Below are 14,450 nucleotides of genomic sequence, written 5' to 3' on the forward strand. Positions count from 1 at the left end.
TCGTCTTGGACGTCATGAAGGGTGCGGCCCGAAGGTGGATCGCATGACGAGAACTCCACCGATCGGGCTCTTCCGCGCGGTCGTGTCCGTGCACACCGTCGCGGCCTTCGCACAGCCGGCGCTCGCCGGGGTCTACCTGAGCGGGAACATCGACGGGCTGACCTGGCACGCCCGCATCGCCGACGTGGTGTCCTACGCCGGCCTCGCCCAGGTGGTGCTGGCCGTGGTGGTGTCGGCGCGGACGCGGCGGCGGTGGCCGGTCGCGGCGTCGGCGCTGATCGTGGTGGCCGAGTTCGGGCAGTACGTGGTGGGGATGAACGGCCTGCTGTGGGCGCACCTCCCGCTGGGCGTCACCATCGTCGCCGCGCTCGCCGTCCTGTTCACCGTCGTCTGGGTCCGCCCGCCGGCCCGTGCCCTGGTGGGCGTCGATGGCTGAGCGGGCGGGCAGGTGGGCGGGCAGGTGGGCGGGCAGGTGGGCGGGGGCCGAGGTGTCGCGCCGTCGCGTGTTCGAGATCGGCGGCAGCCTCGGGCTGGTCGCGGCCGGTGGGCTCACGCTCTCCGGCGGGCTGGCGCACCGGCCCGCGAGCACCGGCCGCGAGCTGCGCAGTGCCGTTCCGCTGCCCGAGCCGTACACCCTGCCCCTGCCGGTCCCCCGCGTCCTCAGCCCGGTCGCCACCGCCGGCGGCGCCGACCGTTACGAGATCACCCAGCGGGCGGTGACGGCGGAGATCGTGCCGGGCGTGCCGACTCCGCTGTGGACCTACGACGGCACCTTCCCCGGTCCGACGATCGAGTCCAGGCGCGGCCGCCCGGTCACCGTGCTGCATCGCAACGAGCTACCGGTGCCGACCGTGGTGCACCTGCACGGCGGCCGCACCCCGGCCGCCTCCGACGGCTACCCCACCGACCTGGTGCTGCCGCACGGTTGGCCGGACACCGGGCAGGAGCAGGAGCACGGGCAGGGGCAAGCGCACGGGCAGGGGCACGGCGGCCGGCACCCGGCGATGCACGACCCGCGCGCGGTGACCAGCCGCCTCACCCGCGAGTACACCTTCCCGCTCGACCAGCGGGCCGCGCTGCTGTGGTACCACGACCACCGGATGGACTTCACCGCACCGGCGATCTGGCGCGGCCTGGCCGGCCTGCACGTCGTGCGCGACGACGTCGAGGACGCCCTCGACCTGCCGCGCGGCGACCGCGAGCTGCCACTGATGATCACCGATCGGGCCTTCGCCGCCGACGGCTCGATGCCCTACCCGTCGCTCGACCCGCTGCTGCGCGGCCGGCCCGGGGTGAGCGAGCCCTTCTCGGCCGGGGTGCTCGGCGACGTCATCCTGGTCAACGGCGCCCCGTGGCCGGTGCACGAGGTGGACGCCGCCCGCTACCGGCTGCGGCTGCTCAACGCCTCCAACGCCCGCCACTACGAGCTCGAGGCCGTCGCCGCCGACGGCCGCCGTCTCGACCTCGTGCAGATCGGGGGCGACCAGGGTCTGCTCGCCGCTCCGGTGACGCACGCCCGGCTGCCGATCGCGCCGGCCGAGCGTTACGACGTGCTGGTCGACTTCGCCGGCCTGCCGGTCGGCAGCCTGGTCCGGGTGCTGAACCGGCTCGGCGCCGGGCGCACCCGCGATGTCATGGCCTTCCGCGTCGCCCGGACGGCCCGCGACACCTCCCGCCTCCCCGCGCGGCTCGCCGGGGACCTGCCGGAGTGGCGGCGCGACGAGGCGAGCGTCGTGCGGGACTTCTCCTTCCGCGCCGGGCACCTGGAGCACGGCCGCGGCTGGGTGATCGGCGGCCGGCCGTTCGACCCGGCCCGCACCGACGTCACCGCCCGGCTCGGCGCGGTCGAGGTGTGGCGGCTGGTCGCCGACGTCCACCACCCGATCCACCTGCACCTGGCCGCCTTCCGGGTGCTCTCGCGCGGCGGCGGGGCGCCGCTGCCGCACGACGCGGGACTGAAGGACACCGTGGCGCTGCGGCCGGGCGAGTCGGCCGAGATCATCACCCGTTTCGACGGCTATCGCGGCCGGTACCTGTTCCACTGCCACAACGCCGAGCACGAGGACATGGGCATGATGGCCAACCTGGAGATCGTCTAGCGCGGAATTGGGCCTTCTCGGCTTGACTGCTTGGCCTCACCGTCGAGTCAGGCCTCATTCACACCCCCCACGAAAGAGACGCCCATGAGACGCCGACTGATCGTCGTGCTGACCGCCCTGCTGGGGCTGGCCCTGCTGGGCGGGATCCCGCCCACCTCGGCCACCTCGGCGACCGCCGAGCCGCCGCCGAACAAGCAGTACCGGGTGGAGGGCCCGGCCGACAACCGCCAGCGCAGTGCCGTCGCCGCCACCGGCGCGGCCATCGACGAGGTGAGCGCGGGCGCGGTGGTGGTCACCGCCAGCGCCGAGGAGATCGCCGCCATCCGCAAGCTCGGCTTCCGGGTACGTGAGCTGCCCCGCTTATCGGCGCCGGACGTGCGGGCCTTCGACTTCCCACCGGCCGACTCCGGCTACCACAACTACGCGGAGATGAACGCCGACATCAACGCGCTGGTCGCCGCCAAGCCGGCCATCGCCAGCAAGTTCGTCTACGGCAAGTCCTACGAGGGCCGCGACCTGGTCGGCATCAAGATCAGCGACAACGTCGGCACCGACGAGAACGAGACCGAGGTGCTGTTCACCGCGCACCAGCACGCGCGCGAGCACCTCACCGTCGAGATGGCGCTGTACATCATGCACCTGCTGGCCGACAACTACGGCACCGACAGCCGGATCACCAACCTGGTCAACAGCCGCGAGATCTGGATCATGCCCGACCTGAACCCCGACGGCGGCGAGTACGACATCGCCACGGGTTCCTACCGCTCCTGGCGCAAGAACCGCCAGCCCAACCCCGGCTCGGCCAGCGTCGGCACCGACATGAACCGCAACTGGGCCTACAACTGGGGCTGCTGCGGCGGCTCGTCCGGCTCCACCTCCAGCGACACCTACCGCGGCTCGGCCCCCGAGTCTGCGGTCGAGGTCAAGGCGGTGGCCGACTGGGTGCGCAGCCGCGTCGTCGGCGGCGTGCAGCAGATCAAGTCGCACATCGACTGGCACACCTACAGCGAGCTCATTCTGTGGCCCTACGGCTTCACCTACAACGACACCGCGCCCGGCCTGACGCAGGACGACCGCGACGCGCACGCCACCCTCGGCCAGAACATGGCCTCCACCAACAACTACACCCCCGAGCAGGCCAGCGACCTGTACATCACCGACGGCACCATCGACGACTGGATGTGGGGCCAGTTCAAGATCTTCACCTACACCTTCGAGATGTACCCGGCCAGCGGAGGCGGCGGCTTCTACCCGCCGGACGAGCAGATCGTCCCGCAGACCACCCGCAACCGGGAGGCCGTGCTGCGCTTCCTGGAGTACTCCGACTGCGTCTACCGCATCATCGGCAAGGAGGCCCAGTACTGCGGCGGCACGCCCGGCACCACGATCTACTCCGACACCTTCGAGACCGCCACCGGCTGGACGGTCGTGCCCGGCACCGCCACCACCGGCCTGTGGGAGCGCGGCGACCCGGCGGCGACCACCTCCTCCGGGACCAAGCAGCTCGGCACCACGGTCAGCGGCGTCAACGACCTGGTGACCGGCCGGCTGGCCGGGACCGCGGCGGGCGACTACGACGTGGACGGCGGGCTGACATCGATCCAGTCACCCGCCATCGCGATCCCGGCGACCGGGACGTCCACGCTGAGCTTCTCCTGGTACCTGGCGCACGGCTCGAACTCCTCCACCGCCGACTACTTCCGGGTCAAGGTCAACGGCACGCAGGTCTTCCAGCAGCTCGGCGCGGCCAGCAACCGCAACGGGGCCTGGGCGGTGGCCAGCGTGAACCTGTCGGCCTACGCGGGGCAGAACGTGACGATCACCTTCGAGGCGGCCGACGCCTCGACCGCCTCCCTGCTGGAGGCGGGCGTGGACGACGTCAAGATCGTGCACAACCCCTGACCCCGGTCGGGTGAACCCACCGCCGGGCCGCCGTCAAGAGCGGCCCGGCGGGCTCCGGGTCATTCGCGCGGGCGGAAGACCAGGATGAGCACGCGCAGCACCAGGATCACGCTGATCACCAGCAGGTTGTAGCCGATCAGCTCGTACAGCCGCATCACCTGGGGCAGCACCACCGGGCCGCCGGGCGTGCCGATGAGCAGCACGCCCATCAGCCCGGACGTGGCGCCCAGCACGGTCAGCACCACCTGGTGCAGCAGGCCGGTGACGAAGCGGCGGTCGCGCTCGTCGGCCAGCAGCCGCACGTTGACCGACAGCCGCCCGTGCTCGGCGGCGCTGGCGATGCGCTCCAGGCGGCGCGGCAGCCGGCGCACCATCGGCAGCAGCGCCGCCGCCTCCTGCAGCAGGCTCTCCTTGAGCGTGCCGCTCTGCAGCGCCGAGGCCAGGTGCGCGCCGGCGAAGGCGCGGGCCTCGTCGACCAGGTTGAAGCCCGGCGCCAGCCGTACCAGCGTGCCCTCCAGGGTGGCCAGCGCGCGGAAGACCGCGGCCACCTCGGGCGGGACGGACAGCCCGTAGGTGGAGATGATGCGGAACAGGTCGGTGAACATCGCGACGCTGTTCAGGCCGGGGCCCAGGTGGCGGGCCATGAACTGGCCGAGCGCGCGCTGCAGGCCGGCCTCGTCGATCTCCTCGGGGCGCGGCACGACCTCCAGCAGCGCGTCGGTGACGGCGAGCGGGTCCTGGCGGTTCATGGCCAGCAGGAAGCGCTGCAGCGCCGAGCGCATCGCGCCGTCGAGTCGGCCGACCGAGCCGAAGTCGAGCAGGCCCAGGCCGCCGCCGGTGAGCACCATGATGTTGCCCGGGTGCGGGTCGGCGTGGAAGACGCCGTCGACGAGGATCTGCCGCAGCAGGCAGTCGAGCAGGTCGCGGGCGAGCGCGGGGTCGGCCGGCGCCTGCGCGAGCGGCTTGCCCTCCAGGCGCTGCATCACCAGGACCCGCTCGGTGCAGTGGCGCGGGTAGGGCACCGGGTAGACGATGGGGCCGGGCGGCGCGGCGGCGACCGCGGCCATGTTGGCCGCCTCGATGCGGAAGTCGAGCTCCTCGCGCAGCGCCACAGCGAAGCCCTCGGCCAGGTCGCGCAGGCCCAGCGAGCGGCCCCAGCGGGTGCGGGTCTCCAGGGTGGCGGCCAGCCGGGCGACGATGTCGAGGTCCTTGGCCACCACCGAGCGGATGCCGGGCCGCTGCACCTTGACCACCACGTCCTCGCCGCCCGGCAGGCGCGCGGTGTAGGCCTGGGCGATCGAGGCGGCGGCCAGCGGCACCCGGTCGAAGGCGGCGAACACCTCGTCCACCGGGGCGCCGAGCTCGGCCAGCAGCACGGGCTCGATCTCCGACCAGGGCGCCGGGGTGACCTTGTCCTGCAGGCTGCCCAGTTCCTCGACGAACTCGGCGGGCAGCAGGTCGCGCCGGGTGGACAGCACCTGGCCGAGCTTGACGAAGGTCACCCCGCCCTCGTCGAGGGCCTCGCGCAGCGAGCGGGCCAGCCGGACGCGGCCGCCGCGGTCGTCCACCCGGTCGCCGCGCCCGCGCAGGTAGGGGCCCAGGCCGTGGCGGACGGCGATGCGGGTGATCTGCGAGTAGCGCCGGCCACGCGACAGCCGCCCGCGCAGCGAGCGGAAGAACTCCACCGGTCCCGGCACCGAGCCCGGCGGCACCAGCGCCTCGGCGATCACCAGGACCACCATCATGATCAGCGCGACGACCATCATGAGCAGGAACACGACCCACAGCGGCCCGGTCCCCGGATCGCGCTCCGGATCGGTGGACCGGAACACGCTGAGCACCGGGATCAGCACCGGGCCGGCCAGCCCCAGCGTGACCACCGTCGCCACCAGGATCCGGACCAGGCCGAACCGCACGCCCAGCAGCCGTTGCGCGGCGATGGCCAGCACCGCCACCACGGCCGCGAAGCTCAGCGTGCCGGAGATGATCAGCAAAGGGGATTCGATCACATCGCTACCCTAGGCTGTCGGAATGCGCCCCAGTGTCCGTGGCCTGCTGTTCGACTCCGCCGACCGGCTGATCCTGTTCCGCCGCACAGTTCCGGGCCGTGCCGTTTATTTCAGCGTGCCAGGCGGGCACGTCGAGGACGGCGACGCCGGCCTCGAGGGCACGCTCCGCCGCGAGCTGCTGGAGGAACTCGGCGCGACCGTCGAGCGCGTCACGCCGCTCACCACGCTGGCCTACCCCTGGCGCGGCCGGATCAAGGTCCAGCACGTGTACGGCTGCCGCCTGCGCACGATGGATCCGGCGCTGCGGCACGGTCCCGAGGTGGACGACCCGGCGCGCGGCGACTACGAGGTGGTGCGGCTGGCGGCCGACCCGGCGGAGATCATCTCGCGCCCGATCGTGCCGCCCGCGCTGGCCGGCTACCTCGCCGCGCGCATCGAGCTGCTGCCCGCGCTCATCGGCTCCGGTCCTGCATCTCCCACAGATGATCCAGGACGTGCCAGGTGACGCGCCGCACCGCGTAGCGCGGCGCCCACTTGCCCAGCGGCGTGCCGTCCCAGGCCCGGCCCAGCACCTCGGCCAGCTCCGCGCGCAACGCGTCGCGGTCGCCGGGCTCGCGGTAGGGCGGGTGCCGGACGCCGACCTGGCGGGCGTAGTTGCGCTCGGCGTCCTCGACGTGGGCGACCATCTTGTCCCGGTCGCGCCCGCCGCCGCGCGGACCCTTGCGCAGTTCCTCCGGGCTGGCGGCCGTGACCTCGTCGAACAGCTCCCAGGCGGCGCGCATCAGCTTCACGTCCCGGGTGGCGACTTTCACCGGGTACGGCTCGGCGTCGGCGTCGGGCTGGGCCTCGGGGGCGCCGAAGTCGGTGGTGGCGCCGCCCTTGACCCGCTCGGTCACGCTGACCTTCCCCGGGCGGAACGCCAGGCCGGCGCGCTCGGCCACCACGGCGTAGCGCGGGGCGTAGTCGAGCAGCCGCTCGACGGCGAGCTCCTCGGACTTGTCCACCCGGCACCAGCCGGGCCAGTCCAGCGAGCAGGCGAACACCCTCTTGCTGCCGAGTTCGAGGTAGATGCGGTGCATGCCTCCAGCGTGCCACGCATACCTGCCAGATCCCGTCAGGTACGGCGTCGCGTCCCCGGCCCGCGGGCGGCCTCGCCGTACGGTGGGATCATGGAACCGCATCCGGCGTGGGCCGAGCACACGCACCTGTTCCCCGGCGCGCAGGTGCGGGTGGACGGGCTGACCGAGCCCGAACCGGCCGCGCTGCACCTGCGCCTGTCCGACGGGACCGAGGTCGAGGCCGAGCTGCTGACCGGCCCGCACGGCGCGCTGGTCGAGGTGGCCGGCTACACCAGCGCCGCCGGCACCCGGCTGCCGGCCCGGGGGTGGCCGGTGCGTTCGTGGGAGCGGGCCGGGGACGGGGTGGTGCTGCGGCTGGGCCGCGCGTCGGGCTAGACGCGGGCTGGAGGCGGGCTAGATGTGGTCGATCAGGTCGGCGACCGAGTTGACCACCAGCGAGGGCCGGTAGGGGTAGCGGTCGATCTGGTCGCGCTGCACCACGCCGGTGAGCACCAGGATGGTGTAGAGCCCGGCCTCCATGCCGCAGACGATGTCGGTGTCCATCCGGTCGCCGATCATCGCGGTGGTGCCGCTGTGCCCGCCGAGCAGGTTCAGCGCGGTGCGCATCATGATCGGGTTGGGCTTGCCGACGAAGTAGGGCTCGACGCCGGTGGCCTTGGTGATGAGCGCGGCGACCGCGCCGGTGGCCGGCAGCGCGCCGTCGATGGACGGGCCGACCGGGTCGGGGTTGGTGGCGATGAAGCGCGCGCCGTTGTCGATCAGCCGGATCGCCTTGGTCACCTGGGTGAAGCTGTAGGTGCGGGTCTCGCCGAGCACCACGTAGTCGGGGTCGAGGTCGGTCAGCACGTAGCCGACCTCGTGCAGCGCGGTGGTGAGCCCGGCCTCGCCGACCACGTAGGCCGAGCCGCCGGGGCGCTGGTCGTCCAGGAACTGGGCGGTGGCCAGGGCGGAGGTCCAGATCGACTCGGGCGGCACATCCAGCCCGGCCGCGCGCAGCCGTACGGCCAGGTCGCGCGGGGTGTAGATCGAGTTGTTGGTCAGCACCCGGAAGGCCTTGCCGGAGTCGCGCAGCCGTTTGATGAACTCGTCGGCCCCCGGGACCGGCCGGCCCTCGTGGACCAGCACGCCGTCCATGTCCGAAAGCCAGCTGTCGATGCGTTCACGCTCCGTCACGGATCAATGGTACAGATCCGTGCACGGCCTCCTACGACAGGAACCCCGGCAGGGTGCCGTTGGCGGTGGCGACGACGCACCAGGCGGCGAAGCCCAGCAGCCCGAGCAGCACGACGACCTGGGTCACGCTGATCTTCTTCTTCATCTCTCGCTCCTCGATCGACCCTGCTCCCGAGCGTACGCACAGGTCAGCGACGGATGGCAGGCGAGCTTAGCCGACCTGCCGCGCGCCCCGCCGAGCTGACCCCCCTCCTCCTCGCAATCGTGACATCCATGGTGATTTCATGTCCTCATGTCGTTCACCGAAGCTGCCCAGGACCTGCGCGAAGAGCTCACCCGCCTGCGTCACTCGCTGCACCAGACCCCGGAGATCGGGCTCCACCTGCCGGTCACCCAGGAGAAGGTGCTGGCCGCCCTCGACGGTCTTCCGCTGGAGATCACCACCGGCCGGGCGCTCAGCTCGGTCACCGCGGTGCTGCGCGGCGGGCGTCCCGGACCCGCCGTGCTCCTGCGCGGCGACATGGACGCCCTGCCGGTCACCGAGCGCAACGCGCTGCCGTACATCTCGCAGTACGAGGGCGCGATGCACGCCTGCGGGCACGACCTGCACACCGCGATGCTGGCCGGGGCGGCGCACCTGCTGGCGGGGCGGCGGGAGGAGCTGGCCGGTGACGTGGTCTTCATGTTCCAGCCCGGCGAGGAGGGCCACGAGGGCGCCAAGTACATGATCGACGAGGGCGTCCTGGACGCGGCCGGCGAGCGGGTGGTGGCGGCGTACGGCATGCACGTGACCTCCTCGCTGTTCCCGCGCGGGCGCTTCAACACCCGCGGCGGGCCGCTCATGGCCGCGGCCGACACCTTCAACGTGGTGGTCAAGGGCCGCGGCGGCCACGGCTCCGCGCCGCACCGCGCGCTCGACCCGATCCCGGCGGCCTGCGAGATGGTCGGCGCGATCCAGGCGCTGGTGACGCGGGAGTTCGACACCTTCGAGCCGGTCGTGGTGAGCGTCTGCAACTTCCACTCCGGGACCACCGACAACGTCATCCCCGACGACGCGATGTTCCAGGCCACCGTGCGCACCTTCAGCGCGGCCAACCGCACCAAGGTCAAGCGGCGGCTGGTGGAGCTGGTCACCGGCATCGGCGCGGCCTACGGCCTGCCGGTCGAGGCGGGCTTCGGCATGGGCTACCCGGTCACCGTCAACGCCCCGGCCGAGGCGGACTTCGCCGGGGAGCGGGTGACCGAGTTGTTCGGCGAGGGCCGGTACATGATCACGCCGCAGCCGATCATGGGGGCCGAGGACTTCTCCTACGTGCTGGAGCAGGTGCCGGGGGCCTTCGTCTTCCTGGGCGCCTGCCCGGCCGACCGCGACCCGGGCAGCGCGCCGTACAACCACTCGCCGGAGGCGGAGTTCGACGACGCGGTGCTGCCGGACGGGGCCGCGCTCTACGCCGACCTGGCCCACACCCGCCTGGCCCAGCTCGCCGCCGCCCAGAACTGATTCCCTGCCCGCCCGGCGAGCGGTCCCGGCGGGGCCGCTCGTCCGGGGCGGTTTCGCCGGGGCGGGCACGTAAGCTGGCCCGGTGACAGAGCGTGCGGTCGTCGACGGCAGGCCCGCGACCGGTGCCGATCTCGGCCTGGCCCTCGCCGCCAGGGCGGGCCACTTCACCGCCATGCAGGTCAGAGGCGGGCGCGTGCGCGGCCTCGACCTCCACCTGCAGCGCCTGGCGCGCGCCACCGAGGAGCTGTACGGCGAGCCCCTCGACCACGACGTCGTGCTCGCCTCGCTGCGGGCCCTGGCCCCGCACGACGCCTCGGTGCGGGTGCACGTGGTCCGCACCGGCGCCCTGCACGTGCTGGCCGTCGCCGACGCCCCGGTCGAGGCCCCGGCCGCGCCACGCCGGCTGAAGACGGTGCCGTTCGCCCGCTTCCTGCCGCACGTCAAGCACGGCGGCGGCTTCCCCCAGGCGCACCTGGCCCGCCAGGCGGCCCGCGACGGCTTCGACGAGGTGCTGCTGACCGACGCCGGAGGCCGGATCAGCGAGGGCGCGGTGACCAACCTGGGCTGCCTCGACGGCGAGCGGCTGGTCTGGCCCGACGCGCCGATGCTGCCCGGCATCACCATGCTCCTGCTCTCGCGCGCCTGCCCGCACGAGCGCCGCGCCTTACGCGTGCCCGACCTCCAGCACTTCGACGCCGTCTTCGTCTGCAACTCCTGGGGTGTCTCCCCGGTCGGCGCCGTCGACGGCCTGGAGCTGCCCCAGGAGGCCTTCGCCCAGGTCCGGGCCCGGTTCGACGCCCTGCCCTGGGACCCGCTCGGCTGAGTGACGCTCAGCGCCACCGGAGGCGGTCGTGAAGGAAAGTTACATTAACTTCACAACTCCTGGAGATTATTGACGCGGCCTCCACCCGGCCATACGGTCGGGGTCAAATCTCAAGGTCCCCCACTCGGAGCAGAGCATGAAGCGACTAGCAGCCGTTGTGGCGCTGCTCGGTATCGCCGCCGTCTCGGCGTGCAGTAGCACTGATAGCTCGAGCAAGCCCGCGGCCTCGGCCGGCGGCGGCAGCCCGGCCGTCTACACCACGATCGACGTCAACAAGCCCGGCATCGACGTGAACGGCCCCGCCAACCCCTGGGCGCCCAAGGGCAACTCCTTCGTCGGGTTCAACTCGATGAAGCTGGCGTGGACGAAGAACCACCTCACCGACGCGAACGCGTTCTACCCCGGCATCGCGGAGAGCTGGGAGATCGCGCCGGACGGCTCCTCCATCACCATCAAGCTGCAGCCCAACAACAAGTGGTCCGACGGCAAGCCGGTGACCGCCGAGGACGTCAAGCTCTCCCTCGCCATCGCCTACACCCAGGGCAGCACCGCCTTCGCCCTGCAGCCCGGCGCGGCCGGCGCCGCCGCCGAGGTCACGGTGGTGGACGAGAAGACCATCAAGGTCTCGCAGGACATGTCCAACCCGAGCGCCACCTTCGCCCGCGGCGTGCTCGACTGGGCGGTCATCCCGGCGCACATGTGGCAGGGCGTGCTGCCCGCCGACATCTGGGACAAGATCAAGGCCGCCCGCGGCACCGGCCCCGAGGCCGAGGCGGTCCGCACCGAGATCACCGAGCTGGGCAAGAAGGTCATCGCCTTCAACCCCGGCAAGGACGTCTCCGCCGGGCCGTACGTGCTGGAGCGGGTCAACCCGGGCGCGGCGCTGCTGAAGAAGAACCCCACCTTCTACAACGCCGCCAACGTCGGACCCGACGCGGTGCAGCTGCTCAACTACACCGGCAACGAGCAGGTGTGGAACTACCTGATCACCGGCAAGCTGGACAGCTCCGGCTTCGTCGCCGTCCCGGCGGACACGATGGCCAAGATCAAGGGCGCCCCCGGCAACGTGGTCGTCAAGGGCTACTCCCCCGTCGCGGTGGGCCTGGCGTTCAACCAGTCCAAGAAGCCGTACGACAACGTGCACGTGCGTAAGGGCCTGGCCTACCTGATCAACCGCGAAGAGGTCCAGAAGATCGCCTCGCCCGAGGGCGGCATGCCGGCGCTCACCACGACCGGCATCCACCAGACCGCGGCCAAGGAGTGGCTGGGCGCCGAGCTCGACACCCTGGAGAAGTACAACACGGACCTGGCCAAGGCCGAGGAGGAGTTCAAGGCCGCCGGCCTGACCAAGAAGGACGGCAAGTGGCACCTGGCCGACGGCAAGCCGTGGAAGCTCTCCATGCACGCCCCGGCCGGATTCTCCGACTGGCTCGCCGCCCAGGAGAACATCAAGAGCCAGCTCATCGACGCCGGCATCGACGCCGAGATCGTGACCGCGGCCGACTTCCCGCTCTACCAGACCGAGATGGCCGAGGGCAAGTACGACACCGGCTTCTGGCTCATCGCCCTGGGCCCGGCGCCGTACAACATCTTCCAGCGCCTGTACGGCTCGGCCAACGGCTGGGTCAACGTGGCCGGCAAGGTCACGCACAACGCGCCCGGCAAGAACGGCAACTGGATGGGCTCGCCCGAGCAGATCGAGGTCGAGGGCCTGGGCAAGGTCAACCCCGGTGAGCTCACCGCCAAGCTCAACTCGGTCACCGCCGAGGAGCAGAAGCCGCTGATGGCCCAGCTCGCCAAGGTCGCCAACCAGGACCTGCCGGTCATCCAGATGTGGGACTACGTCAACACGCAGTTCCAGAACCACAGCCGCTTCACCGGCTTCCCCGGTGACGACCACGACCTGCTGCGCCAGCCGCCCGGCGTCTGGATCCAGCTCGGAATGGTGAAGAAGAAGGCATGACGGTAGTCGTCAGAAAGCTCGCGGGCCACCTGGCCCGCGGGCTCGTCATGATCTTCGTCGTCGCCTCGATCAGCTTCTTCATCATCCGCAACATCCCGGGCGACCCGATGCTGGCCGCCTACGAGAAGTTCGTGGCCTCCGGCATGGACCCGGCGGCCGCCACCCAGCAGGTCAAGGTGATCTACGGCTTCCAGCCGGAGGGCTCGGTCTGGTCGCAGTACCTCGACTACCTGGCCGGCCTGGCCACCCTCGACCTGGGCCAGACGGTGCTCAACCCCGGTGTCGCGGTCACGACGGACCTGTTCGAGGCGGCCAAGTGGACCGTCATCCCGGTCCTCACCGGCACCCTGCTCAGCTTCCTGGTCGGCGTCACGATGGGCGTCTACGCGGCCATCAAGCGCTCGGGCAAGCTCGGCGACATCCTCAACATCTCCGGCTCGCTGCTGCACGGCGTGCCGCAGTACGTGATGGCCCTGCTGCTGGCCGCGATCTTCGCCACCACCCTGCAGGTCCTCCCGCTGGACGGCGTGGCCGACATCCTGGTGGAGCCCGGCTTCAACGGGCCCTACATCGCCTCGCTGGCGCAGCACGCCACCCTTCCGGTGCTGACCTACTGCCTGGCCAGCTACGGCGGCTGGACGCTGGCGATGAAGTCGAGCGTGGTCACCGTGCTGGGCGACGACTTCATCCTCGCCGCCGAGCTGCGCGGCATGAAGCGGTCGATCGTCTTCCGCTACATCGCGCGCAACGCGATCCTGCCGCTGTTCACCATCCTGGCGCTCTCGCTGGGCCTGCTGTTCGCCGGCGCGGTCTTCATCGAGAAGATCTTCAACTACCCCGGGCTCGGCCTGAAGCTGATCGACGCCGTCACCAACCGCGACTACTCGCTGATGGGCGGGGCCTTCCTGCTGATCACCGTCGCGATCGTGGTGGCCAACATCTTCGCCGACCTGCTCTACACCGTCATCGACCCCCGGGTGCGGGCCGGGAAGGAGGGCGCATGAGCACCATCGTCCTGGAGACCTCCAGCGCGTCGATCCGCCGCGACTTCTGGCGTGGCGTGTGGCGCGTGATGAAGCGCAAGCCGAGCCGCATGGTGGGCGTGGTCATCCTGCTGGCCTTCGCCTTCATGGGCATCTTCGGGCCGCTGTTCTACCCCGAGCACCTGCCGCGCGACGTGAGCAACACCTACGGTCCGATGACCTGGGCGCACCCGTTCGGCACCGACGGCCAGGGCAAGGACGTCTTCGCCCAGGTGGTCACCGGCTCGCGGTACGTGCTGCTGAGCGCGCTGGTCACCGCGGTGATCACCGTCGTGCTCGGCGCGGCCATCGGCCTGTTCTCCGGCTTCAAGCGCGGGCGCTGGGACACCGTGCTCATGCGGCTCACCGACATGAAGCTCACCATCCCCGGCCTGCCCCTGCTGCTGGTGCTCACCACCGTCTGGCAGTTCGGCAGCGCGGTGGAGATGGGCCTGGTGCTCGGCCTGCTCGGCTGGGGCTCGGTGGCGCGCGCGGTGCGGGCGCAGACCCTGTCCCTGCGCGAGCGCGGCTTCATCGAGGCGGCGCGCGGGCTCGGCCTGTCCACGACGCACATCGTGGGCAAGGAGCTGCTGCCGTCGATGGCGCCCTACATCGCGATGAACATGCTCATCGCGGTCACCGGCGCGGTCTACGCGCAGGTCGGGCTCTTCTTCCTGGGCGTCCTGCCGTACGAGGCGGACAACTGGGGCGTCATGCTCAACCTCGCCGTGTTCGGCGGCGGCGCGATGACCACCCCGTCGGCTCTGCCGTACCTGCTGGCTCCGCTGCTGGCCATCCTGCTGCTCACCCTGGGCATCGTGCTCGTGGTGGACGCCATGGACGAGATCTTCAACCCCCGGCTGCGCGAGGAGTAACAAG

At 71.5% G+C, this 14,450-nt stretch carries 13 protein-coding genes; 10 read left to right on the top strand and 3 right to left on the bottom strand.

Annotated features, from left to right (window positions below; genetic code table 11):
* Nucleotides 1-43 precede the first annotated feature (43 nt).
* The 3 genes from ACIBG7_RS15575 (at nucleotide 44) to ACIBG7_RS15585 (ending at nucleotide 4,001) form a co-directional block, all read left to right on the top strand.
* Nucleotides 44-436, top strand: coding sequence for a hypothetical protein (locus ACIBG7_RS15575; protein ID WP_397336623.1), 393 nt, complete (start codon nucleotides 44-46; stop codon nucleotides 434-436).
* Nucleotides 429-2,099 (top strand): multicopper oxidase family protein, encoded by a 1,671-nt coding sequence (locus ACIBG7_RS15580; protein ID WP_397336624.1) that lies wholly within the window; start codon nucleotides 429-431, stop codon nucleotides 2,097-2,099. The genes ACIBG7_RS15575 and ACIBG7_RS15580 overlap by 8 nt, the downstream gene beginning before the upstream one ends.
* 84 nt (nucleotides 2,100-2,183) lie before the next feature.
* Nucleotides 2,184-4,001, top strand: a complete 1,818-nt coding sequence (locus ACIBG7_RS15585; protein ID WP_357933038.1) for a M14 family zinc carboxypeptidase — start codon at nucleotides 2,184-2,186, stop codon at nucleotides 3,999-4,001.
* A gap of 59 nt (nucleotides 4,002-4,060) precedes the next feature.
* On the opposite strand, the gene ACIBG7_RS15590 is transcribed toward ACIBG7_RS15585, so the two are convergent.
* On the bottom strand, nucleotides 4,061-6,010 hold the full coding sequence (locus tag ACIBG7_RS15590) for an ABC1 kinase family protein (protein ID WP_397336626.1): 1,950 nt from the start codon (nucleotides 6,008-6,010) through the stop codon (nucleotides 4,061-4,063).
* 22 nt (nucleotides 6,011-6,032) lie between these two features.
* Between ACIBG7_RS15590 and ACIBG7_RS15595 the strand changes: the two genes are divergently transcribed.
* A complete protein-coding gene (locus ACIBG7_RS15595; protein WP_397336627.1) occupies nucleotides 6,033-6,515 on the top strand; it encodes an NUDIX domain-containing protein in 483 nt (160 codons plus the stop codon).
* On the opposite strand, the gene ACIBG7_RS15600 is transcribed toward ACIBG7_RS15595, so the two are convergent.
* Nucleotides 6,463-7,089, bottom strand: coding sequence for a hypothetical protein (locus ACIBG7_RS15600; protein WP_357933046.1), 627 nt, complete (start codon nucleotides 7,087-7,089; stop codon nucleotides 6,463-6,465). The two genes, ACIBG7_RS15595 and ACIBG7_RS15600, sit on opposite strands and share 53 nt — an antisense overlap.
* Before the next feature lie 90 nt (nucleotides 7,090-7,179).
* Between ACIBG7_RS15600 and ACIBG7_RS15605 the strand changes: the two genes are divergently transcribed.
* Nucleotides 7,180-7,464: a hypothetical protein gene (locus tag ACIBG7_RS15605; protein ID WP_357933048.1), complete on the top strand. Its 285-nt coding sequence runs from the start codon at nucleotides 7,180-7,182 to the stop codon at nucleotides 7,462-7,464.
* Nucleotides 7,465-7,482: 18 nt separating this feature from the next.
* Here ACIBG7_RS15605 and ACIBG7_RS15610 read toward each other — a convergent pair whose 3' ends face one another.
* Complete coding sequence (locus ACIBG7_RS15610; protein ID WP_397336628.1) at nucleotides 7,483-8,262, bottom strand: HAD-IIA family hydrolase; 780 nt, start codon at nucleotides 8,260-8,262, stop codon at nucleotides 7,483-7,485.
* 292 nt (nucleotides 8,263-8,554) lie between these two features.
* Between ACIBG7_RS15610 and ACIBG7_RS15615 the strand changes: the two genes are divergently transcribed.
* The 5 genes from ACIBG7_RS15615 (at nucleotide 8,555) to ACIBG7_RS15635 (ending at nucleotide 14,446) form a co-directional block, all read left to right on the top strand.
* Complete coding sequence (locus ACIBG7_RS15615; protein WP_357933050.1) at nucleotides 8,555-9,763, top strand: M20 family metallopeptidase; 1,209 nt, start codon at nucleotides 8,555-8,557, stop codon at nucleotides 9,761-9,763.
* 82 nt (nucleotides 9,764-9,845) lie between these two features.
* Nucleotides 9,846-10,586, top strand: a complete 741-nt coding sequence (locus tag ACIBG7_RS15620; protein WP_397336629.1) for an aminotransferase class IV — start codon at nucleotides 9,846-9,848, stop codon at nucleotides 10,584-10,586.
* 136 nt (nucleotides 10,587-10,722) lie between these two features.
* On the top strand, nucleotides 10,723-12,549 hold the full coding sequence (locus tag ACIBG7_RS15625) for an ABC transporter substrate-binding protein (protein WP_357933055.1): 1,827 nt from the start codon (nucleotides 10,723-10,725) through the stop codon (nucleotides 12,547-12,549).
* The gene (locus tag ACIBG7_RS15630) at nucleotides 12,546-13,553 is read left to right on the top strand and encodes an ABC transporter permease (RefSeq protein ID WP_357933058.1); all 1,008 of its coding nucleotides are present in this window, start codon (nucleotides 12,546-12,548) and stop codon (nucleotides 13,551-13,553) included. The genes ACIBG7_RS15625 and ACIBG7_RS15630 overlap by 4 nt, the downstream gene beginning before the upstream one ends.
* Nucleotides 13,550-14,446, top strand: coding sequence for an ABC transporter permease (locus ACIBG7_RS15635; RefSeq protein ID WP_357933060.1), 897 nt, complete (start codon nucleotides 13,550-13,552; stop codon nucleotides 14,444-14,446). The genes ACIBG7_RS15630 and ACIBG7_RS15635 overlap by 4 nt, the downstream gene beginning before the upstream one ends.
* Nucleotides 14,447-14,450: the final 4 nt, after the last annotated feature.

It is taken from the genome of Nonomuraea sp. NPDC050328 (assembly GCF_044459405.1).
GTDB lineage: Bacteria > Actinomycetota > Actinomycetes > Streptosporangiales > Streptosporangiaceae > Nonomuraea.